Below are 23,497 nucleotides of genomic sequence, written 5' to 3' on the forward strand. Positions count from 1 at the left end.
GTATTAATCCAAATGTATGGTTACTAATATATCTCCGATGTTATACCATAAGCAGCTAACCACATCAGAGCTGTATACCATTAATACACTTTACAAAACAAAAACACCTAAGCAACATGATCTTCTATTAATACCTCTAATTAAACGTCTACAAATAAACTTCTCCAAGTAAGTGTTTATAGCGGTAACACATCCTTTGGTATTTACCATCGAAAAATAAGAGATTTTTTTCATTGAATTCTTTTTTTAAAAGGATTATTCAGAACTTTAGACTGCACTAACAATTCGTAAGCGGAGTTTATATTTCGACAGAAAACAGCTCAAATCTTTTATTTTTATAATGAGCGAAAATAAATTGTGGAAAATTATTGACTCAGATTATTCAACGAATGAAAAGCAGCAAAAAATCAACATAAACCTCTGATTAACAAGTATTTTAAAGATAATTTAAATTTTAATTTTTTTAGTTGTTTTTTTTTTTGAACTTCGAATCTCCGATAGGTTATTAACATTTCAACCATCGATTATTGAAAATCAGAATATTACAAAATACGGTATGGAAAAAACGAGTACAAGTGTATGGAATAGTTGCTTAGAAATTATAAAAGATAACATTCCAGCCCAAAGCTTCAAAACATGGTTTGAACCTATATCCGCTTTGCGTTTGGAAGGAAATGTATTGACCATACAAGTACCCAGTTTATTTTTTTATGAATGGCTCGAAGAACATTATGTTGGCCTGCTACGTAAAACAGTAAAAAAACAATTAGGAGAAAGCGGCCGCTTGGAATACAATATAGTAGTTGAAAAATCATCTAAAAACATACCGTACACAACTAACATTCCTTCCAACGGTAATGGCGCTGAAGGGAAAAAGCAGTCGATTCCTGTGCCTGTTGCTTTAAATAAAGACATTAAGAATCCATTTGTCATTCCAGGTTTAAAAAAGCTGCATGTAGACCCCCAACTGAATCAAAATTATACGTTTGATAATTTTATAGAAGGAGACTGCAATAGACTTGCTCGCTCGGCCGGCTATGCGGTTGCAAGTAAACCTGGCGGGACGTCGTTCAATCCACTCATGATATATGGAGGCGTTGGATTAGGCAAAACGCATCTGGCACAAGCAATAGGCAATGAGGTAAAACGAAATATGGCAGACAGGCTTGTTATTTATGTCTCTTGTGAAAAATTTTGCCAACAGTTTGTCGATTCGTTAAAAAACAATACGATAAACGATTTTGTCAATTTTTACCAAGCTATGGACGTAATTATTATGGACGATGTACATAATTTTGCCGGCAAAGACAAAACACAGGATATCTTTTTTCACATCTTCAATCATCTTCACCAATCAGGAAAGCAGATCATACTTACATCAGATAAAGCCCCTAAAGATCTAGCAGGCCTAGAAGAACGTCTTCTTAGTCGTTTTAAATGGGGGCTGTCCGCAGACATGCAAGTACCGGATCTGGAAACTAGAATGGCTATACTAAAGAAGAAAATGTATGCTGATGGTATAGACTTGCCATATGAAGTCGTGGAATACGTAGCCAACAATATTGACAATAATGTACGTGAACTGGAAGGTGCTATGGTATCACTATTGGCACAAGCAACGCTAAATAAGAAAGAAATTGATCTAAACCTAGCGAAATCAATGTTAAAGAATTTTATAAAAAATTCGCACAAAGAGATTTCCATAGATTTTATACAGAAATTAGTATGTGAATATTTTGAAGTTCCAGTAGAAATGGTCAAATCAAAAACTAGAAAGCGGGAGATCGTGCAAGCTCGACAGATTTCTATGTATTTAGCAAAAAATCACACAAAAACCTCACTTAAATCTATAGGGGCATTTTTTGGAGGAAGAGACCATTCTACGGTAATTTACGCCTGCCAAACAGTAGAAGACTTAATCGATACCGACAAAAAGTTCAAAGCCTACGTTCAAGATATTCAGAAAAAGCTTAAAATGAGCTAATTATTTTTGCAAAAATAAAATTCAGATAGCTAAATAATAAAACGGGAGCTTATATGTCAACTCCCGTTTTACTAAAAAACGCTAAAGCTCTTCCAAACTTATTTAACAGCTATTTCCTTTGCTTCAACCTTTTCTTGCTTCTTTTTATTCACGCTTAAAACCAAAACACCATCTTTGTAAGATGCTTCGATCTTATCAACATCCACAGCTTCAGGCAAAGTAAACGAACGTTTAAAAGAACTATAGCTAAACTCCTTACGGCTGTATCGCCTTGCATCCTCAAGCTTTTCAGCCTTATGTTCTGCACTTACGGTAAGAATATCATGCTCTACAGCAATTTTAAAATCCTCTTTACTAAACCCGGGAACCGCAAATTCTACATGAAAAGCATCCGCAGACTCTGCAACATTCACTGATGGATACTTAGCAGCGCCATTTACAACACCAAAAGAATCTCTGAACAGATCATCAAATAAATTGTTAACCCATGGATCGATTTTCCTAATCTTATTATTGTCAACAAATCTTGAAATACTCATTATGTTTTCCTCCTATTAAATTACTAATTTTGATTTACTTGGTATATTCAAACTATATACCAGTCTGAAAAACCAATTCAATTTCTCAAAAAAGAGACAAAAAGTCATGATAAAACAATTAAAAAAGACAAAATGACACAAAAAGACCATTTAGAAGATTTTAAATTCCGTACTCCCGTGGAAATTCGGTTCATTGATCTTGATGCTTTTCGCCATGTTAACAACGCCATTTATTTGACCTATTGCGAAGTCGCACGCACAAAATATTGGCAAGAAGTAATAAAGTGGGACTGGAACCTGATGGGAATCATTATTGCCAGCGCAACGATTGACTACATCAAACCGTTAACCCTAAAAGATCAATTATTAATTTATGTTAGAACATCAAAAGTTGGAAATAAGAGCTTTGAGTTAGCCTATATCCTGACATCCGAAAGTCAAAAGGGAATAACTATTCACGCTAAAGCTAAAACAACCTGTGTATGTATCGATTACAACACAAATAAAACGTCGTTAATTCCGTCGGATTACAAAAAGACCATGGAAATTGAAACAACTGGCAATGTTAACAAATCGTCATAAACACAGCGAACCACCTGATTACAAAGATTAAAATTTTATATTTGCAAGTAATATATAGATGCCAATTTTTTGGTCTATTTAATAAGGGATAATTCTAAAAACAGACAAATGAATACAGAAACAGCGACAAGCAATGCCCCCTTAACCTTAACAGAAGGTGCTGTAAAGGAGTTAAAAAAATTAAAAGAACAACAAGAGATTGGGGACAACTTCGGTTTACGCGTAGGCGTTGAAGGCGGCGGCTGTGCTGGAATGAACTATATACTTGGTTTTGACCAAAAAAAAGAGGGTGATACCGAATATATAGTTTCCGGTATTAAGGTCTTCATGAATAAGGCGCACGGTCTTTATCTAGCAGGAATGGAAATAGATTTTCAAAGTGGACTAAGTGCGCGTGGTTTTACCTTCAACAATCCAAATGCATCCAGCACCTGCGGTTGTGGTACTTCTTTCTCCGCTTAAAACAGGCAAAGCATCTCTCGTACTAACTCGCCTTAGCTATCTTTTAGCTAGAAAGGGAACTAGCACACGATATGCGGAAATTACGAAGCTGATAACTTTTAGTTAGGCTGATATTGATATATACAATCAATCATTTTTTAATTTCATGTCGCTCTTAGCATGGCTAATTAGCTTATCAGCCAACACCGCTGCAATCTTAAAATAAGATTCAACACTCCAACCTGCTACATGTGGAGTCAACAATACGCCTTCATGGTTAGACAGTCGTTCAAACCAATCAACAGTACTAGCCTCTGGAAATCGTTCAAGTGGCAGAACATCAAAGGCTGCCCCCAATATTTTACCATGATCAATAGCATCTAAAACAGCCATAATATCTACTATTTCACCTCTAGCTCCATTAAGAAAGAAAATTGGCTTTTTAAAATGTAGAAGATACTCCGCATCAACTAAGCGATGTGTTTCTCTTGTTAGCGGTATATGTAAACTTAAAATATCCGCATCTCGCACCACTTCCTCCATACTGACCTCTTTCGCATATTGATCAGAAAAACCTGTTTTGTATTTATCATAAGCAATTACATTCACGCCGAAACCTGATAGTTTACGGGCCATTGCTTGTCCGTTATTTCCATATCCTATCAATGCCACCGTCTTCCCTCCAAGTTCTACTCCCCTATTTTGTTCTCTTAACCAAATTCCACCCCTCACCTGTTTGTCTCCAGCACTTAAGTTATTCAGCATCGACAATAGCATTCCTATCATGTGCTCTCCTACTGCATCACGGTTTCCTTCAGGTGCATTTATTAATCTAACACCATATTCTTCCGCCAATTGTTCATCGATATTATCCATACCTGCACCGGCTCGCGCTATTATGCTGAGATGATCTGCGGCGCTAAAAACCTCTTCGTCGATTTTAAACTTTGACCGAACAACTAAAACTTCGTAGTCTTTTAGCATCTTTAACGCCTCAGTCCTTCCAATAGCAGGAAAGTACGAAAAATTAATACCTGCTTCAGACAACCTATCCATAAATACTTGATGAATATCATCAACAATTAATACATTTATCATAAATTTATAAAGCAATACCAGCTTACCTATTATGCTGCCAGGTTTCTATTTCATTCGTCAACATTACAAAGTCATCTACGCCCAAGCGTTCAGCTCTGAGCTCTAATAAGGGATGATTTTTCATTTTATCCTTGCTGATAATAACCGACAAAGCATTGCGTAAAGTTTTGCGTCGCTGATTAAACCCCGCCTTCACTACTTTCCAAAAAAGTTGTTCATTACAATTCAATGCTACCGTATTGTTTCTTAACAATCGAATAACACCTGAAAGAACTTTTGGAGGAGGATTAAAAGCTCCCGCCTTCACGGTAAACAAATATTGAACCTCATAATAAGCCTGTAAAAAAACGCTTAAAATTCCATATTCTTTGCCTCCCGGTAACGCTGTACAACGTTCAGCCACTTCTTTTTGGAACATACCAACCACCTCAACAACCTGATGACGATTATCAAGCACTTTAAACAAAATCTGAGAGGAAATATTGTACGGAAAATTGCCAATAATGGCCATTGGACCATTAAATGTAGAAGAGAAGTTTAAATCGAGAAAATCTCCTAGAATCAATTTGTTTCCCATTGCGGGATACTTACCCGCCAAATACGCTACCGATTCGGCATCAAGGTCAATCATCCAAGTCTTGTACCTTCGGTCTTGTAACAGAAAATCCGATAATACCCCCATCCCAGGACCTACCTCTAACACCAGCTGAAAACGATCTTCAGGATTCAACGCTTCAACAATTTTTTTTGCAATATTTTTATCTGTTAAGAAATGTTGGCCCAAGTGTTTCTTAGCACGAACTAACGACATGTAATACGATTTAAAACTGCACAAAGATACTGTTTATTTAGAATTGCATATAAAATCAATTTTATCTAAGTTTGGCCTATTCAAAAACGTAGTAAAATGAGTGAAAAGTTAAAAGTTGGTATAACTATTGGTGATGTGAACGGGATAGGCTTGGAGGTCATCATAAAGACATTGGCAAATAATAGAATACTGGATTTTTTCACACCTATAGTATATGGCAATACAAAAGTTGCTTCCTTTCATCGTAAGGCCATTGGCATTACCGATTTTAGCTTTAACGTCATTAACAGCGCTGATCAGGCAAGTGAAAAGAGGCCGAACATGATAAATTGCTGGCATGAAGATGTAAAGATTATGCTCGGAGAATCCAATAGCATTGGTGGAAAATATGCGTTTCTTTCCCTGGAAAAAGCCACAGATGATCTTATTCAAGGTAAAATAGATGTTTTGATAACCGCTCCTATCAATAAACATAATATACAACAAGACGAATTCAACTTCCCTGGACATACGGAATATATACAATCAAAAACCGGATCGAAAGACGCCCTCATGTTTATGATCAGCGAAGAATTAAAAATAGGTGTAGTCACTGGGCATATTCCTGTAAAAGAAATCGCAGAAAATATTACAAAGGAAACGATTTTAGCCAAGCTAAGGCTCATGCACAACAGCTTAAAAAATGATTTTTGGGTTCAAAAACCAAAAATTGCTGTGTTAGGATTAAATCCACATGCGGGAGATAACGGTCTAATTGGTTCAGAAGATCAAGACATTGTTATTCCTGCAATAGAAGAGGCAAATGAAATGGATGTTTTTGCTTTTGGTCCCTATCCCGCTGATGGATTTTTTGCTAGTGATAATTACAAAAATTTCGACGGCGTTTTAGCCATGTACCATGATCAGGGCCTAATTCCTTTTAAACAACTAGCTTTTCATAACGGCGTAAACTTCACTGCTGGATTACCTGTTATCCGCACTTCACCGGATCATGGAACAGGTTACGATATAGCGGGGAAAAATATTGCTTCGGAACAATCATTTAAAGAAGCTATTTTTGCAGCCGTTCATATTGCAAAAAGGAGAAAAGAACAGGATGATCTATTAGCCAATCCATTGAAGATCAGAAAACTGACAAAAGACAGGGATTAATCTAAATTTGAATCAACATCTTACAAAACACGTAAACGGCATCCATCCTAAAAACCGGTTTCATTTGATGCCTTTCAAATTTTGAAAACAAACGCTTACCCTGGTCGACCTGAGTTACTTTAAAAAAAACTTTCACATATTATTTATTATTTCTAAATTTGCGAGCTTAATTATCGTGCTTTGAAAATTTTGAATCAATACCGTATACCGTTTACAGGCCTAAAGCTTGGAAAACATGAGTTTGAATTTGAAGTCGACAAACATTTTTTTGCCGAGTTTGAGTATTCGATCGTCAAAGATGGTGCATTAAAGGTTTTCTTAACCCTCGATAAGCAAGAAACGATGCTTATAGCGGATTTCCATATAACCGGTATCATTGAACTCACGTGTGACGTTTGTTTGCGTAAATTCCCTGGGAAAACGGATATTAATGAGCGTTTGATTGTAAAGTTTCAGGAGGATGATGACACATCAGACATCTCAGACGAGATCTTGATACTAAAAAGGAACGAACACGAGCTCGATTTAGCTAATAACATATACGAATACATTAATTTATCAGTTCCGCTTTACGCAAGATGTGAAGAACAGGGATTAAACACAGCATGTGACAAATCAATGATTGATAAATTGAAGAACTTATCTGCTCCCGAAACAAGGGATACACAAACAGACCCACGTTGGGATATACTTAAGAAAATAAAAAACAATTAATTAAAATACCAAGACGAGATGGCACATCCAAAACGTAAAACCTCTAAGTCTAGAAGAGACAAAAGAAGAACACATTACAAGGCTGAATTACCAAGCCTTACTACTTGCCAAACTACTGGAGCAGTACATTTGCCACACCGTGCGTATAATGTAGACGGCAACCTTTATTACAATGGCAAGTTACTGATTGAAAACACCTCGATTGCCTAAGTTGATTTTTCATCTGCTTAAATTGTTTTTTAAAGGTGATGAAGCTTGCATGAGCTGTATGTCTTCCTATCCCTTTTTAAACGGTAGCTCATGCAGGTTTCAATATTAAAAAACATCCCAAGGTTCGCTATTTGCAAAAAAATGCGGTACTTTGGGATGTTTTAGTTACTGATGAAAAGTAAACGTTAATCAAGGATGAAAATTGGCTTAGACATTATGGGTGGAGACTACGCGCCTAAAGCGACTGTTTTAGGTGCGATAGAGGCATCCAAAGTATTATTAGACAACCAGAAACTGGTACTTATAGGTAATAAAGAACTTGCCCTACCCTTAATTGAAGAGGCTGGCGTTTCTCCCTCCATTTTTGATTTTGTACATACGACAGATGTCATAAATATGGGTGAACATCCTACCAAGGCTATTTCTCAAAAGCCAAAAGCTAGCATAAGTCTTGGTTTTCATTTATTAAAAGAGGGAGCGATTGATTCCTTTTCTTCTGCAGGCAATACGGGTGCTATGTTAGTGGGAGCAATGTTCAGTGTTAAAACAATACCAGGGGTTATTAGACCGGCAATTGCTACTAATGTACCCAGGCTGAAAGAAGGATTTAGCATATTACTTGACGTTGGAGCTAATGCAGATTGCAAGCCGGAAGTTTTATTACAATTTGGAATTTTAGGTAGCCTCTATTCCCGCCATATTTACGAAACTCAAACGCCCGCAGTGGCATTATTGAATATTGGAGAAGAGGAAGAAAAGGGAAATATGCTCACAGTTGCTGCTCATTCACTAATGAAAAACAGCAACACAATCAATTTCATAGGAAATATAGAAGGTAGAGATTTATTTGAAGATCACGTGGATGTTATTGTATGTGACGGATTCACAGGTAATGTTGTGCTAAAGTTAGCTGAATCATTTTATTCATTAACCTTAAAAAAAGGTTTTAAGGACGATTTCTTCGACCGTTTCAATTACGAACAATACGGAGGCAGTCCGATATTGGGAGTAAACGCTCCCGTGATTATAGGTCATGGGATATCCAGTCCGGAGGCCATAAAAAACATGATATTACTTTCCCGTAATATGATAGAATCAAAATTTGTAGATAAAGTAAAAGCTGCTTTTAAATAAAAACTTAGAATGTCTAAAATTCATGCTGCTATTACCGCTGTAAACGGATATGTTCCAGATTACGTACTAACCAACCAAGAGTTGGAAACTATGGTAGATACCAATGACGAATGGATCACCACTAGAACGGGCATAAAAGAACGTCGTATTTTAAAAGGTGAAGGAACAGCTACCTCAGATATGGCCGTTCCTGCTGTAGAGGGACTATTACAAAAACGGGGAATATCAGCGGCAGAGATAGAACTTATCATATTTTGTACAAGTACACCCGACATGCCATTCCCCGCAACAGCCAACGTGCTAGCCGATAAAATAGGAGCGGTAAATGCTTGGGGTTATGATTTACAAGCGGCCTGCTCGGGTTTTCTGTACGGATTAACCACTGGTGCTCAATTTATTGAGTCAGGTAAACATAAAAAGGTATTAGTGGTTGGCGGAGATAAGATGTCGTCGATAATTAACTACGAAGATAGGGCGACCTGTATCATCTTCGGGGACGGCTGCGGCGCTGTACTATTAGAGCCAAATACAGAAGGGCTGGGCGTTATTGATACCATTTTGAAAAGTGATGGCAGTGGAAAAGAATATCTGAATATTAAAGCCGGTGGCTCATTACTTCCTGCAAGCCATCAGACAGTTGACCAGAAACTACATTATGCATTTCAGGAAGGAAAAACCGTTTTTAAATTTGCCGTGACAAATATGGCAAATGTTGCTGCGGAGATTATGGAACGCAATCATTTAACCGCAGATGATGTAACCTGGCTTGTTCCACATCAGGCAAACAAACGGATTATAGATGCTACTGCTGAACGCATGGGGGTTGGGCCGGAAAAAGTGATGATTAACATTCAAAAATATGGTAACACTACGAGTGGTACGATTCCATTATGCCTTTGGGAATGGGAAAAAAAATTAAATAAAGGCGATGTACTCATTTTAGCTGCATTCGGTGGAGGTTTTACATGGGGGTCTATTTATCTAAAATGGGCATACTAGTCACCATCAAACAGTTTATATACATAACAAGACAAACAATTTTACTGTAAGGTATCAAAATGCTAACTTTGCAGGCATTATTATACAATTACTGATAATTAACAGATCAACACTTCCTATTTAGGTTACCTCCTAGTATCAGGAAGCAAAAGGTGAAGACATTAAATAGAACCAATAACTATGAGCATGGATATTAAACAAATTCAGGACTTGATAAAATTTGTTGCAAAATCAGGTGTAAATGAGGTTGCCATTGAAGAAAAAGATTTCAAAATAACAATAAAAACAAACCAAGAGCCAACATATGTAACTGCTACAGTTCCCGGCCAGCCTTTAGTCCAAGCTGCTGCTCAAGCGCCGGCACAGGTAACTGCAGTGAATCCCCCGCCTGTTGAACAGACCGCACCTGCCAAAACAGCTGCGGATGAGACAGCAAAATATATCACTATAAAATCACCAATGATAGGTACCTTTTACCGATCTTCCAGTCCTGACAAAGCTGCGTTTGTAAATGTTGGCGACGAAGTTAAATCCGGGCAGGTTGTGTGTATAGTTGAAGCTATGAAACTATTCAATGAAATTGAATCGGAAATCTCAGGAAAAGTAGTTAAAGTATTGGTAGATAACGCTCAACCAGTAGAATATGATCAACCATTATTCTTAGTTGATCCCTCATAGTTACAATCATTAAACCAACACATTACTTGGTATATTTATAGAATTCATGTTTAAAAAAATATTAATAGCTAATCGCGGAGAGATCGCCTTACGCATCATCAGAACCTGCAGAGAAATGGGGATCAAAAGCGTAGCCGTATATTCTACGGCTGACCGGGAAAGTCTTCATGTTAGATTTGCCGATGAAGCTGTATGCATTGGGCCTCCTGCCAGTAAAGATTCCTATTTAAATATCCCTAACATAATATCAGCTGCCGAATTAACAAATGCTGACGCGATACATCCTGGCTATGGCTTTTTATCAGAAAACGAAAAATTCTCCACGATCTGTCGCGACTATGGTATAAAGTTCATTGGTGCAACGCCCGAACAGATCCGCGGTATGGGGGATAAAGCGTCGGCAAAGGAAACTATGCGTGCTGCTGGTGTTCCGACAATTCCGGGTTCTGATGGTCTAGTTCCTTCTATAAAGGAAGGTCTAAAAATCGCTAATGAAATTGGCTACCCGATTATTTTAAAAGCGACAGCCGGTGGTGGTGGCCGTGGCATGCGCGTTGTTTGGAATGATCAGGAGTTTGAACCGGCGTGGGATTCTGCCAGACAGGAAGCCGGAGCGGCTTTTGGAAATGATGGGATTTATCTAGAAAAATTTGTTGAGGATCCGAGACACATAGAAATACAAGTTATCGGTGACCAGTATGGCACTGTCTGTCATTTATCTGAAAGAGATTGCTCCATCCAACGCCGCCATCAAAAATTAGTCGAAGAAGCGCCGTCTCCATTTATCACCACTGAATTACGGCAGAAAATGGGAGAGGCAGCTATTGCGGGTGCCAGGGCTGTAAACTATGAAGGTGCCGGAACCATCGAATTCCTGGTAGATAAACATCGAAATTTCTATTTCATGGAAATGAATACACGCATTCAAGTAGAGCATCCGGTAACAGAAGAAGTAATCAATTTCGACTTAATTAAAGAGCAAATTAAAGTTGCGGCTGGCGTTCCATTATCTGGTAAAAATTACGAGCCAAATATGCATGCTATCGAATGTAGAATAAACGCAGAAGACCCGTTCAACAATTTTCGTCCATCGCCCGGCAGAATAACTACTTTTCATTCTCCAGGTGGACATGGCGTTAGAGTGGACACACACGTTTACGCGGGTTATCAAATTCCCTCAAATTACGACTCTATGATCGCAAAACTTATATGCGTTGCACAAACAAGAGAAGAAGCAATATCAACCATGGAACGTGCGCTCAGTGAATTCGTTATTGAAGGAATAAAAACTACCATTCCTTTGCACCTTAAATTAATGAAAGACCCAAACTTCAGGGCCGGAAACTTTACAACTAAGTTTATGGAAAACTTTGACCTTTCAGAATAGTATGAATTTTATCGAATATAATGCAGTAGAAATACCATTCTTACGTTAAGAATGGTATTTTTGTTTTCTAAATGTATTGTATATTGTAAACAGCGAAGGGATGTATAAGCAGATAGCAACGCTAAAAACACTTTAAATAAACTTCCGTATTACTTGAACTATGAGCGAGATTTCTGGCAAAAAAATTATCGAAACAATTAAAAAAAAGGGCAAATCTCTTGAAGCAGAAATGTCCTTTTTCGACCATCTTGAGGTCTTAAGGTGGCACCTCATCCGCTCGGCAATAGCCGTCGCTATATTTATGGGACTTGCCTTTGCTTTTTATGATTTTATATTTGACGTGATCATTATGGGACCTAAAAAGCCCGAATTCTGGACATATCGTATGATGTGCAGTATTGGTGAGAAGTTTAATCTTGGACCGGATTTTTGCGTAACTGAAATTCCTATCAATATTATCAATACAGATATGGCGGGGCAGTTTACGCTACAATTAAACTCCTCGCTTTTAATCGGTCTGGTATTAGGTTTCCCGTATCTACTTTATGAGATCTGGTTGTTTGTAAAGCCGGCTTTAACAGACATTGAAAGAAAATCGGCTAACGGCTTTGTTTTTTATGCCACATTATTATTTATTACCGGTATTCTGTTCGGCTATTATTTAATTGCGCCACTATCCGTAAATTTTCTCGCTCACTATACCGTAAGCCCTGAAATAGATAACCAAATAACTGTCGATTCCTACCTTTCGTCCGTAGCAACACTTACATTAGGTACGGGTATTGTCTTTGAATTACCAATTGTGATCTACATTTTATCAAAAATTGGTATCATGACACCGCAATTTATGAAAGCTACCAGAAGGTATGCAATCATTATCATTTTGGTTATAGCAGCTATTGTAACACCTACACCAGATATATTAACGATGCTTACCGTAAGTTTTCCCTTATTTTTGCTATATGAATTAAGCATTGTTATAGCAGGAAGGGTTCAAAAAGCAAAATTGAAGGCCGAAAAAGCATTCTACGATAACGCAGAAGAATAAAAGAGAACACAGACATATTAAAAAAATGAGCACATTAAAAAAAATAGCAATTGGAGGAGATCACGCAGGGTACGCATACAAAAAAGAACTTATTGTCTTTTTAGAGAATGAAGGTTATACAGTAGATGACCACGGCACAAATAATCCAGATTCTGTTGACTATCCAGATTTTGCACATCCTACCGCAACCGCAGTGGAAAGAGGTACTTACAAAGCTGGAATATTAATATGTGGCAGTGCCAATGGTGTTGCTATTACAGCAAATAAACATCAAGGGATCAGAGCTGCGATCTGTTGGAATCCGGAAATTGCTTTGCTTGCTCGTCAACATAATGATGCTAATATCATTTGTTTACCAGCAAGGTTCACGTCTTTGAATGATTGTAAAGAAATGATCAAAGTGTTTCTTGAAACTGAATTTGAAGGTGGTAGACACCAAACCAGAGTAAATAAAATTGCATGTAGCTAATTCGAATATTATGTTAAAGAGAACGATTATCATTGCTTTTCTCACCAATAGTTTATTAAGTGGTTGCTTTGCGCAAAACACATTACAAAAACAATACGCGCAACTCATCACAGAACAATCGGCTAGTGATCATTTACATATTATCGCATCTGACGAATTTGAAGGTAGGGAAACTGGAAAAGAAGGAATAGAAAAAGCGGCACAGTATATTGCTGGGGAGTTCAAAAAGCTCGGTTTAACCGCTCCGGTTAATGGCGCTTATTTCCAGCCCGTTCCACTAGCCGAAAACAAATTTCAAGTAAATACTTTCCGTATTGGTAATCACGATTTAGAGTCCGGAGTCGATTTCTATATTATCAATGCTGAAAATAATGAACATATTCAAGACGAGGAGTTAATTTTTATTGGTTATGGTATATCTGATAAACATTATGATGATTTAAAGGATATCGATATAAGTGGAAAGGTTGTCCTTCTTATCAACACCGATGAACCTACCAATAATAATGGCGTTTCTGCGATTACGGGAACGACGGAAAAATCATCTTGGGCAACAAGTCGTAATAAACGTATACAGCATATCATAGGAAAAGGGCCAAAACTAATTCTAGCTGTTTCGCCAGAAACAGAAACCTTATTGGAACGAGTAAGAAAAGCCGGCAGCACCGGAAAAATGCAAATAAAAGAAGATATTGCTACTCAGGATACCGCTAAAGAGCAAACAGCAACTGTTGCGTACATCACTCCTAAAACCGCGAATCTAATTCTAAAGACTACCGGAAAATCGTACCAAGATCTTAAAACACAGATTGACAGCACCGGTAAGCCCAGCACGAAGCAGGTCAAGGTGAATGTAGATACACAGTTTGGCACGCAAATAGTTGACGTAAAAGCTCGAAATGTACTGGGTTATTTAGAAGGTACTGATCTTAAAGATGAGCTTTTAGTCATTACCGCTCACTATGATCATATAGGTGTCAATGCAGGCGGACAGATAAACAACGGTGCTGATGATGACGGATCGGGTGTTACAGGTGTATTGGAGATAGCTAAAGCTTTTACAAAAGCCAAACAAGATGGCAACGGCCCTAGAAGAAGCATATTATTCATGACGGTAACAGGTGAAGAAAAAGGTTTACTGGGCTCCGATTATTATGCGCGTTACCCCGTTTTTCCATTAGCCCAAACAGTTGCCAATTTAAACATCGATATGATCGGACGCATTGATCCTCCACATGCAAACAACAAGAATTATGTGTACTTAGTTGGATCTGATAAACTAAGTTCGACATTACATCAGATAAGTGAACAAGCAAACCGTGACAATACGCAACTGACATTAGACTACAAGTATAATGACCCCGACGATCCTGAAAGGATTTATTACCGTTCGGATCACTACAACTTTGCAAAAAATGGCATTCCAGTTGTCTTTTATTTTAATGGTGTACATGAAGATTATCACGATATTGGAGATACCGTAGACAAAATTGATTTCGAGATGCTTACCAAACGCGCACAGTTGGTGTTTTACACTGCCTGGGATTTGGTGAATCGCGACCAACGTCCGGTCGTCGATTCAAACAAAAAATAACTATTGGTTATTTCCGTTGTTAATATAGAAAAAAGAATCTTAAAACATGTCTACAAAAACTGCTTCTGATTTCATTGTTACCAGTGAGGATAAGGCTTTCGACTTATCGCACAGAAACGTTATTAACTATAACATTGACAAATATAATCACGCAGTTAACATTGGCTTGCAGCGCTGGAACAGCCTTGAAAATGCCAAGAGAAAAGCCCACGTTATCAAATGGCGGGTAATGGAAAACTTGGATAAGCTTTTACCCGATTTTGAAGCTAATTTCCAAAAAAATGGAGGCAAAGTTCTATGGGCAAACAATGTAGTAGAAGCTCAACAAGAGATTCTACAAATTATCCAGCGCGTTGGCGCAAAACGGGTAGTAAAATCCAAGTCGATGGCGACCGAAGAAATCGAGCTCAATGCTTTTCTTAAAGAACATGAGATTACATCGGTAGAAACCGACCTAGGGGAATATATTGTTCAATTACTAGGTCAAAAGCCTTATCATATCGTTACTCCTGCCATGCATCTTAGCTTGGCCGATATTTCAAAATTATTCCACCAGCATTTTGACACGCCACTTGATGCCTCTCCTGAGCAACTTACCCTAAAAGCCCGCGAATTATTAAGAAACGAGTACCTAAATGCCGAAGTGGGCATAACAGGAGCCAACTTTCTTATTGCCGACACTGGCAGTATCGCAATTACTGAAAACGAGGGCAATGCCAGGCTGAGTACGACGTTTCCTCGCGTACATATAGCTGTGGTAGGTATTGAGAAGCTTATACCATCAATTGCCGATCTAGATTTATATTGGCCCTTACTGGCAAACCATGGTACGGGACAAAACTTAACGGTATATAATAGCATAATCAGTGGTCCTAGGAAGGAAACGGAAACGGATGGTCCCGAAGAGATGTATGTCATTTTATTAGATAATGGTAGAACGGATCTTCTCGCTCAAAAAGAACAAAGACAGGGCTTATACTGCATCCGCTGTGGGGCGTGTCTCAATGCCTGCCCTATTTATAAAAATATAGGTGGACATACCTACAATACGACCTATAGTGGCCCAATAGGCAGTATCATTACACCTCATATGAAGGGAATGGCCGAATTCAAACACCTAAGCTATGCAAGTAGCCTCTGCGGAAAGTGTTCCGAGGTGTGTCCGGTGAAAATAGATATCCATAAGATGCTTCTACTGAACAGAAGAGACGCTGTAAAAGACGGTCTTTCTCCCAAAAGTGAGGAATGGGGATGGAAAGCCTACGTTAAAATCGTTCAACGACGTAAATTACTCGATTTCTTTGGTGGAAAATTCAAGAACTACTTCCTTAAGCTTTTCTTCAGAAAACCTTGGGGCAATAAACGTGACTTACCTGAAGTTTCCACTAAGTCCTTCAATGCGCAATGGCAGGAGTCTAAGAAAGAAAATCGCAGAAATTAATTTTCAAAGGACCTCATGAGGGTGCCCTTGGCTTCTTAAAAGCGAAAGCTTGAATGCTTTTTTTATGCATGCAAGTGTGAAAAAAGAAAGAACAGGAGTAGCTTTATCACTGAAAGCTAAAGGAAAAAGAGCTTTGATAATAATTATAATCGACTCCGTCTTCCTCGCTGGGATTAGCGTAAACCGTTTGAAGTAGCCATAAACCCGAGCGATTTAATTTAAAATATATCTTCCCGTCACCATTGGATCTGTATTTTGCCTCATGGACTTGCCCAGTAATTGATTTGGTATAAATCGTTGCACTAGCTCCTTCCAGAGGTTTACCTGCTAAAAAAATAACGGCTGTTATATCATCACCATACTGTAATCTATAGGGGTTTTGCTCAAGCACGATTTCCAATTGTTGGCATTCTTTGTTTTTATATAAGTTGCCGTTATGTTTTTCTGTTCTAGTGAGCGCTTTGGCTGTAAAAAATGTGTTTGCAGTGTATTCTGTTGTAAATCCCGATGAATCAATTATGCTAGCTAAATCTTTCAAATTTTCAGTCTTAGCAAAATCTTCAACCACCAGTTGGTCGTGGGTCTCTGTACCACCTTTAAATTCAATGGTCAATAAACTTTGTCCGTTGTTCTGCTGTAAAGCGCTATATTTTACAAATTCGCTATTTAAAGAGATCGTATCGGAAACTTTTTTACCTCCCTGTATATAGTTTGCATAGCTTAAATTGCTGATTGCTTCAGGGGCTATTTCTGTAGAATCCAAACCTCTGCCCTGAAAAAGTGTATAAGTGATGCTATCTCCCTTATCGGCATAATAATTACTGGCCAACAAAGAATAGTCCTGCGCCTTTACACTAACAGCTAAAAATAAACAGGAACTAACGAAAAAGCAAACTCTCAAGTCTTTAAACATCGGTAATAAGTTATGTTATAATATTGCTCTCAAACCTAACATAAAATTTTTATTTAGTAAAGACTTTGGCACTAAAATGATATAATTAACGCAAAACAAACACCACACTGACGGATATAAGCGGTCAATATGGTATCACTTTTAACGTGTTGATTTATTTAGAAGCAATATTTGTTAGCCTCGATTAACCGTTTGGCCACATTTTGGCGTGCTTCTTTAATATTAAAAGGGGCCACCTTAGTAAACCTTCTCAGGCCTACCAGCATCATCTTCAATTCGTCTCCTTCTGCAAAAGAATTTAGAGCCTCTTTGCCCGATAGATAAACCTTATCAACTGTTGTCTGCAAGCAAATACGGGCCATATCCAACTGCTCTTTCACTTCTTCCGTACCTTTGATCTGCACCAATTTTTCCACCCTGAGTAACGTCGATTCTGCGATATAAACCCCTCCAATGATGTCAGCAATGTTCATCAATATCTCCTGTTCTTTTTGAAGAGTCATCATCAACTGTTGAACAGCGGCACCCGCCACTAAAAGACCTGCTTTTTTAAGATTAGCAATAATTCTCTTTTCATAAGCAAACAAGGTATCATCAGCATCTTCAAAATCAGGTATAGCCAATAGTTCCCCCGCGACAGCCTGGGCAGGGCCCATTAGATCCAACTCCCCTTTCAGAGCACGCTTTAAAAGCATATCAACAATTAATAATCGATTAACCTCATTTGTTCCCTCAAAAATTCTATTTATTCTAGAGTCTCGGTATGCGCGTTCCATAGGAGCTTCTGCCGAATACCCCATACCTCCGTAAATTTGTACACCTTCATCTACAATATAATCAAGCATTTCAGACCCCCATACTTTTAAAATAGCACATTCTATCGCGAACTGTTCTGTTGACTTTAACTTTGCTTGGGCAGGCTCCATCCCACTTGCTACCAAAGCATCGTATGCGTCGTCTATATTTTGGCCAGCTCGGTATGCAGCGCTCTCAACAGCAAAATTTCTAGCTGCCATCTCAGCGAGTTTATAACGTATTGCACCAAATTTTGAAATAGGCAGTTTAAATTGTACCCTTTCATTTGCATACTTTAAGGCTTGTGTAATAACCTTCCTAGACGAGCCTATCGCAGCTGCACCCAATTTTATCCTGCCGATGTTAAGAATATTTACAGCTATTTTAAATCCGTTCTCGCGTTCAGAGAGCATATTTTCTACTGGCACTGGGCAATCGTTGAAAAACACCTGACGAGTAGACGACCCCTTGATTCCTAACTTATGTTCTTCGGGATTCATGGTAACACCGCCAAAAGCTCGCTCCACAATAAATGCCGACAAATTTTTATCGTCGTCAATTTTGGCAAAAACAATAAATATGTCTGCAAATCCGCCGTTAGTGATCCACATCTTCTGACCGCTAAGTAGATAATGGGTCCCTTCAGCATTTAATTTTGCACTTGTTCTTCCGCTATTAGCATCAGAACCTGCATTAGGCTCAGTTAAACAATATGCAGCTTTATACTCGCCAGTGGCCAGTTTGGGGATATACCGCTGTTTCTGCTCGGCATTCCCGTAATATAGAATGGGCAATGTTCCAATGCCCGTATGAGCCGACAGTGCCACAGCAAAAGAATGTCCGGCACCGACAGCATCTGTGACGAGCATGGAAGTGTTGAAGTTCTTACCAAAACCTCCAAACTCTTCGGGTATAGACACACCTAAAATACCGAGTTCTCCTGCTTTATTAAGTAAAAGCTCCATAAGGCCCTCCTCTTGAGCGTCTATCCGATCAAGGTTAGGATTTACCTCCGAGTCCAAAAAGTCTTCACAGGTCTTCTTGATCATTAGCTGCTCCTCGTCAAATTCCTCTGGAATAAAAATATCTTGGAATTGTGTTTCTTTAATAACAAACTCTCCTCCTTTAATGCTTATTTTTTCCATGCTTTCCATATGCTTGATTTACTATATACATTATATAATTTTCTACACTTACAATATTTCAAATATTCCAGCAGCTCCCTGTCCGGTTCCCACACACATCGTTACCATACCATATTGCTGTTCACGTCGCTTCAGCTCGTTAAACAGTTGAACACTCAATTTAGCACCAGTGCAGCCCAATGGATGCCCTAAGGCAATAGCTCCTCCATTCACATTGATGATCTCTTGATTTAACCCGAGCTCCCTAACAACAGCTAAGGATTGCGAAGCAAAAGCTTCATTCAATTCAATCAGTTGAATATCATCTTGCTTTAGACCAGCTTGCTTCAAAGCTTTTGGAATAGCTTCTATAGGACCTATTCCCATTATTCTTGGTGGAACACCTGCTACACCATAACTCACTAGTCTAGCAATTGGCTCAACGTTTAACTCTTTTAGCTTTGTTTCAGAAACGACCAAAACGAAAGCTGCCCCGTCTGATGTTTGCGAGGAATTACCGGCGGTAACACTGCCCCCCGCAGCAAAAACAGGTTTTAATTTAGCCAACAACTCCACATTGGTATCTGCTCTCGGTCCCTCATCTGTATCAACCACATATTCTTTATCCACTATTTTTCCTTCATTGATATAATTTTCTTTGATCGTTATAGGAACGATATCGTCTTTAAATTTACCGCTCTTTATAGCAGCCAATGCCTTTTGATGCGATTGAAAAGCAAATTCATCCATATCCGTGCGACTCACCTTAAACTCTTTGGCAACAGCCTCCGCTGTAAGCCCCATATTCCAATACCAATCCGGGTGGGTTTTAGCAACCGTTGGGTTTGGCACGAGCTTCCATCCGCCCATTGGCATTCCAGACATTACTTCGACACCACCAGCGACAATAATATCTGCCATACCGTTTTTTATTTTAGCGACCGCAGTGGCTATCGTTTCCAGTCCCGATGCACAGTAGCGATTAACTGTAACACCCGGAACTTTATCTGTATCTAAAGACATTAAAGAGATCAATCTTGCCACGTTGAGCCCTTGCTCCGCTTCCGGAGTAGCATTTCCCACTATCACATCATCTATTTGCGCTTTATCAAGATTGGGGATAGAATCAACTAAGCGTTTAATAACATGCGAGGCTAAATCATCTGCACGTGTAAAGCGAAAGCCACCCTTAGGGGCCTTACCCACAGCAGATCGGTAACCAGCTATAATATATGCTTCCATAAGTTTAATGTTAAAATGTAAGTTTTGTACTACATCGTGTATACATTCTTGTAGCACATAATAATATTAATTCCGTAGGGGCTTTCCTTTCGTCAACATATGTTGAATACGTTCTAATGTTTTTCGTTCAGCAGCTAATGCCAAGAATGCCCTACGTTCCAAATCGAGCAAATATTGTTCAGATACTTCCGTTGGCGACGACAAATTCCCACCACACATTACCCATCCTAATTTTTCAGAAATTTTTTGGTCGTGCTCACTAATATAATTACCCGATTTCATAGAATTTGCACCGACATATACAATACCTAAACCTTGGTTCCCTAAAACTTTGATATCATCTCGTTGAGCTGGTTGCGTATATCCCTTATCTGCTAACGCTAAGGCCTTTGATTTGGCATCTGCTAACAGTCTGCTACGGTTCATGGAAATCGCATATTTACCTTTTTCCAAATAACCAAGCTCATAAGCCTCAACAGCAGAAGTGCTTACTTTCGCCTGACCGATGGTCAGGAATCTATCCTTCAAAACATTTTGTGTTATCTGATCATTTTTATACTCATCAGATGCACGCAAGGCGAATTCCTTCGTCCCCCCCCCACCGGGTATAACTCCCACTCCAAACTCTACCAAACCCATATAAGTTTCCGCATGCAACTGTACAAAATCAGCGTGTAAAGCAAACTCGCATCCACCCCCAAGTGTTAAGTTAAAGGGCGCCACGACTACCGGTATACTAGAATAACGTAAACGCATCGAGGTGTCCTGGAACATTTTCACAGCCATATTCAATTCGTCATAGTCTTCTTCTACAGCCATCATAAAAATCATACCTATATTCGCCCCAGCTGAAAAATTTGCCCCGTCATTTCCAATGACCAACCCTTTATAATCTTTTTCAGCTATATCAATAGCCTTATTGATACCCTGAATAACGTCGCCACCAATGGTATTCATTTTCGTGCGAATTTCAGCATTAATAATACCATCGCCCAGGTCTATAATAGAAACCCCGCTATTCTTCCACAACGTTTTTGTTTCGCGTAGGTGATCCAGTATAATAAACTCTTCTGATCCCGGAATCGTTTTATAATTTTTGCTTGCCTGATCATAGAATTTCCTTTCACCATTTTCGATTTGATAGAAACTCTCATGCCCGCTCTCCAGCATTTCTATCACCCATGGAGCTACTTCTCCCGTTTGGCCAGGCAACCGTTTCTCTTCACCCTTAATTTTTTCTATTGTATCTCTAACTCCTAAGGCATCCCATACTTCAAATGGTCCGAATTCCCAACCAAATCCTGCGCGCATGGCGTCGTCGATACGAAAAAAGTCGTCCGTAATTTCAGGTACTCGCTTCGAAACATACTCAAACAACGGGTAATGCATGGCCTTAAAGAGAATTGCAGCCTTGTCATCCCCCTGTTCATAAACTTTCATTCTTTTAGCTAAATCATCTATTTTTTTTGTTTCCTCCAGCGTCGACGATTTCACCTTTTCTTGTTTTCGATAAGTTAGTTGCTTTAAGTCAAGTACTAATATCTCACTGTTACCTTTTTCATCTTTCTGTTTCTTGTAAAAGCCTTGTTTTGTCTTCTCTCCCAGCCACTTTTTTTCCGCCATCTCTAATACGTAACCAGGCAACTTAAAAATATCACGGGCCTCATCGTCGGGAACATTTTCATATAATCCATTGGCCACATTAACCATCGTATCTAAACCTACCACGTCCGATGTACGAAATGTTGCCGACTTTGGATGTCCCATCGCCGGACCAGTATATTTATCTACCTCTTCTACAGTTAAGTCCAGCTTCTCTACTAAATGGGTTACAGCTAACATAGAATAAACACCTATTCTGTTTCCAATAAAAGCAGGTGTATCCTTACAAAGCACCGTCGTCTTACCTAAGAATTTATCCCCATATTCCATTAAAAAGTCGACCACCTCATGATTGGTATGCGCTGTAGGAATAATCTCAAGTAAGCGTAAATAACGAGGAGGATTAAAAAAGTGTGTCCCACAAAAATTGTGTTTGAAATCATCGCTTCTATCTTTGATCATTAAGTGAATAGGTATTCCAGAGGTGTTAGAAGTGATCAGAGTTTCCGGCTTTCGGTATTTTTCCACTTGTTCAAAGATTTGCTTTTTTATCTCCAACTTTTCTACGACCACTTCTATCACCCAATCGGCCTGTGCTATTTTCTCCATATCATCTTGAAAATTGCCCGTCTCGATCAACTTAACATTTTTCTTACTGAACAACGGGGAAGGATTCGACTTTACGGCTGCATCTAGCGATTGCTTGACGATTCTGTTGCGAACGACTTTACTTTCCAAGCTAAGCTTTTTCGATTCCTCGTCAGCGGTGAGCTCCCTAGGAGGAATATCGAGAAGCAGCACAGATACACCTATATTTGCAAAATGACAAGCTATACGCGACCCCATAACACCAGAGCCAAGTACTGCCACTTTTTTAATCTTTCTGTTCATCATAATTGAAAATAATTTTATAGCAACCCATTATCGATCAACTAAATCGATTGCAGTTAAAAACTTATTTGGAGGATTCATCCTTCGGAATGTAATTCATAGCTAGGTCATTTAAACGTTTCAACATATCAATAAGTTTTGTTCTTTCTACATCTTTAATGTGATCGTCAAAATAATTATTGAAATCTCTTACGATATTCTTCGCTATTTCCCGCTTTGCTACCCCGAGCGGTGTAAGAAACACCCTTACTGATCGCTTGTCCTGCGTATCGGCTTGCCGATAAATCAACCCCTGCCCTTCCATACCGTTCAATATGCGAGATAGGCTAGTTGACTTGACTCCAAGCAATCCAGCTATCTGCGTAACTGCAGTTCCCTCCTTTCGAATATTGATCAGTAGATATCCTGTAGCTTGGGTAATACCATGTTTTGACGCTAAATGATTATATTTATTGGCAATTGATTGCCATGCTATTTTTAAATAATAGTCGATTGTGTTATCTTGACTCATAATTTACTATGCTTGCATAGCAAATCTACTATTTAATTTTAAAAATATCAAGGGTTATGATTTTAAATATCTGCAGATATGCTACTTCAAAGGTCAACAGCTTATTAATGCAAATTATATAGCCCGAACGATCAACTA

The 23,497-nt window shown here is 38.7% G+C and carries 22 protein-coding genes; 14 read left to right on the forward strand and 8 right to left on the reverse strand.

Translation table 11 applies throughout. The annotated features are described in order from the left end of the window. Positions 1–556 precede the first annotated feature (556 nt). Positions 557–1,984 carry a chromosomal replication initiator protein DnaA gene (dnaA, locus tag H8S90_RS00005; RefSeq protein ID WP_187340618.1) on the forward strand — a complete coding sequence of 476 codons (1,428 nt, stop codon included), beginning with the start codon at positions 557–559 and terminating at the stop codon, positions 1,982–1,984. 98 nt (positions 1,985–2,082) lie between these two features. Here dnaA and H8S90_RS00010 read toward each other — a convergent pair whose 3' ends face one another. Further along, positions 2,083–2,523 (reverse strand): Hsp20/alpha crystallin family protein, encoded by a 441-nt coding sequence (locus H8S90_RS00010; protein WP_187340619.1) that lies wholly within the window; start codon positions 2,521–2,523, stop codon positions 2,083–2,085. Between the two features lie 132 nt (positions 2,524–2,655). Here H8S90_RS00010 and H8S90_RS00015 point away from each other — a divergent pair, with 132 nt between their 5' ends. Both H8S90_RS00015 and H8S90_RS00020 read left to right on the forward strand, forming a co-directional pair. Beyond that, on the forward strand, positions 2,656–3,105 hold the full coding sequence (locus H8S90_RS00015) for a thioesterase family protein (protein WP_187340620.1): 450 nt from the start codon (positions 2,656–2,658) through the stop codon (positions 3,103–3,105). A 108-nt stretch (positions 3,106–3,213) separates the two neighbouring features. Beyond that, entirely contained in the window at positions 3,214–3,567 is a 354-nt protein-coding gene (locus tag H8S90_RS00020; protein ID WP_187340621.1) for an iron-sulfur cluster assembly accessory protein, read from the forward strand. A 126-nt stretch (positions 3,568–3,693) separates the two neighbouring features. Here H8S90_RS00020 and H8S90_RS00025 read toward each other — a convergent pair whose 3' ends face one another. Together H8S90_RS00025 and rsmA are read right to left on the reverse strand one after the other, a co-directional pair. After that, positions 3,694–4,644 (reverse strand): NAD(P)-dependent oxidoreductase, encoded by a 951-nt coding sequence (locus H8S90_RS00025; RefSeq protein WP_187340622.1) that lies wholly within the window; start codon positions 4,642–4,644, stop codon positions 3,694–3,696. A gap of 22 nt (positions 4,645–4,666) precedes the next feature. After that, positions 4,667–5,455, reverse strand: a complete 789-nt coding sequence (gene rsmA / locus H8S90_RS00030) for a 16S rRNA (adenine(1518)-N(6)/adenine(1519)-N(6))-dimethyltransferase RsmA (protein ID WP_187340623.1) — start codon at positions 5,453–5,455, stop codon at positions 4,667–4,669. Positions 5,456–5,551: 96 nt separating this feature from the next. Here rsmA and pdxA point away from each other — a divergent pair, with 96 nt between their 5' ends. The 11 genes from pdxA (at position 5,552) to H8S90_RS00085 (ending at position 16,281) form a co-directional block, all read left to right on the forward strand. Beyond that, positions 5,552–6,607, forward strand: a complete 1,056-nt coding sequence (gene pdxA / locus H8S90_RS00035) for a 4-hydroxythreonine-4-phosphate dehydrogenase PdxA (RefSeq protein WP_187340624.1) — start codon at positions 5,552–5,554, stop codon at positions 6,605–6,607. Between the two features lie 180 nt (positions 6,608–6,787). Then, positions 6,788–7,321 (forward strand): DUF177 domain-containing protein, encoded by a 534-nt coding sequence (locus H8S90_RS00040; RefSeq protein WP_187340625.1) that lies wholly within the window; start codon positions 6,788–6,790, stop codon positions 7,319–7,321. Between the two features lie 18 nt (positions 7,322–7,339). Next, positions 7,340–7,531, forward strand: coding sequence for a 50S ribosomal protein L32 (rpmF, locus tag H8S90_RS00045; protein WP_093333064.1), 192 nt, complete (start codon positions 7,340–7,342; stop codon positions 7,529–7,531). Between the two features lie 195 nt (positions 7,532–7,726). Further along, complete coding sequence (gene plsX, locus H8S90_RS00050; RefSeq protein WP_187340626.1) at positions 7,727–8,665, forward strand: phosphate acyltransferase PlsX; 939 nt, start codon at positions 7,727–7,729, stop codon at positions 8,663–8,665. 9 nt (positions 8,666–8,674) lie between these two features. After that, entirely contained in the window at positions 8,675–9,664 is a 990-nt protein-coding gene (locus H8S90_RS00055; RefSeq protein WP_187340627.1) for a beta-ketoacyl-ACP synthase III, read from the forward strand. Between the two features lie 180 nt (positions 9,665–9,844). Beyond that, the gene (accB, locus tag H8S90_RS00060; protein ID WP_187340628.1) at positions 9,845–10,342 is read left to right on the forward strand and encodes an acetyl-CoA carboxylase biotin carboxyl carrier protein; all 498 of its coding nucleotides are present in this window, start codon (positions 9,845–9,847) and stop codon (positions 10,340–10,342) included. 46 nt (positions 10,343–10,388) lie between these two features. Continuing rightward, positions 10,389–11,729 (forward strand): acetyl-CoA carboxylase biotin carboxylase subunit, encoded by a 1,341-nt coding sequence (accC, locus tag H8S90_RS00065; protein WP_187340629.1) that lies wholly within the window; start codon positions 10,389–10,391, stop codon positions 11,727–11,729. A 160-nt stretch (positions 11,730–11,889) separates the two neighbouring features. Further along, a complete protein-coding gene (gene tatC / locus H8S90_RS00070; RefSeq protein ID WP_187340630.1) occupies positions 11,890–12,777 on the forward strand; it encodes a twin-arginine translocase subunit TatC in 888 nt (295 codons plus the stop codon). 25 nt (positions 12,778–12,802) lie between these two features. Further along, entirely contained in the window at positions 12,803–13,246 is a 444-nt protein-coding gene (rpiB, locus tag H8S90_RS00075; RefSeq protein ID WP_187340631.1) for a ribose 5-phosphate isomerase B, read from the forward strand. Between the two features lie 10 nt (positions 13,247–13,256). Next, positions 13,257–14,840, forward strand: a complete 1,584-nt coding sequence (locus H8S90_RS00080) for a M28 family peptidase (protein WP_187340632.1) — start codon at positions 13,257–13,259, stop codon at positions 14,838–14,840. A gap of 46 nt (positions 14,841–14,886) precedes the next feature. Further along, entirely contained in the window at positions 14,887–16,281 is a 1,395-nt protein-coding gene (locus H8S90_RS00085; RefSeq protein ID WP_187340633.1) for a LutB/LldF family L-lactate oxidation iron-sulfur protein, read from the forward strand. Between the two features lie 106 nt (positions 16,282–16,387). Here H8S90_RS00085 and H8S90_RS00090 read toward each other — a convergent pair whose 3' ends face one another. The 5 genes from H8S90_RS00090 to H8S90_RS00110 all read right to left on the reverse strand — a co-directional run bounded on the left by H8S90_RS00090 (position 16,388) and on the right by H8S90_RS00110 (position 23,359). Then, entirely contained in the window at positions 16,388–17,194 is an 807-nt protein-coding gene (locus tag H8S90_RS00090; protein WP_187340634.1) for a DUF4198 domain-containing protein, read from the reverse strand. A 158-nt stretch (positions 17,195–17,352) separates the two neighbouring features. Further along, complete coding sequence (locus H8S90_RS00095; RefSeq protein ID WP_187340635.1) at positions 17,353–19,143, reverse strand: acyl-CoA dehydrogenase family protein; 1,791 nt, start codon at positions 19,141–19,143, stop codon at positions 17,353–17,355. A gap of 39 nt (positions 19,144–19,182) precedes the next feature. Further along, entirely contained in the window at positions 19,183–20,355 is a 1,173-nt protein-coding gene (locus H8S90_RS00100) for an acetyl-CoA C-acyltransferase (RefSeq protein ID WP_187340636.1), read from the reverse strand. A gap of 66 nt (positions 20,356–20,421) precedes the next feature. Next, positions 20,422–22,851, reverse strand: a complete 2,430-nt coding sequence (locus tag H8S90_RS00105; protein ID WP_187340637.1) for a 3-hydroxyacyl-CoA dehydrogenase/enoyl-CoA hydratase family protein — start codon at positions 22,849–22,851, stop codon at positions 20,422–20,424. A gap of 61 nt (positions 22,852–22,912) precedes the next feature. Next, entirely contained in the window at positions 22,913–23,359 is a 447-nt protein-coding gene (locus tag H8S90_RS00110) for a MarR family winged helix-turn-helix transcriptional regulator (RefSeq protein ID WP_187340638.1), read from the reverse strand. Positions 23,360–23,497: the final 138 nt, after the last annotated feature.

The sequence above is a fragment of the Olivibacter sp. SDN3 genome (assembly GCF_014334135.1).
GTDB lineage: Bacteria > Bacteroidota > Bacteroidia > Sphingobacteriales > Sphingobacteriaceae > Olivibacter.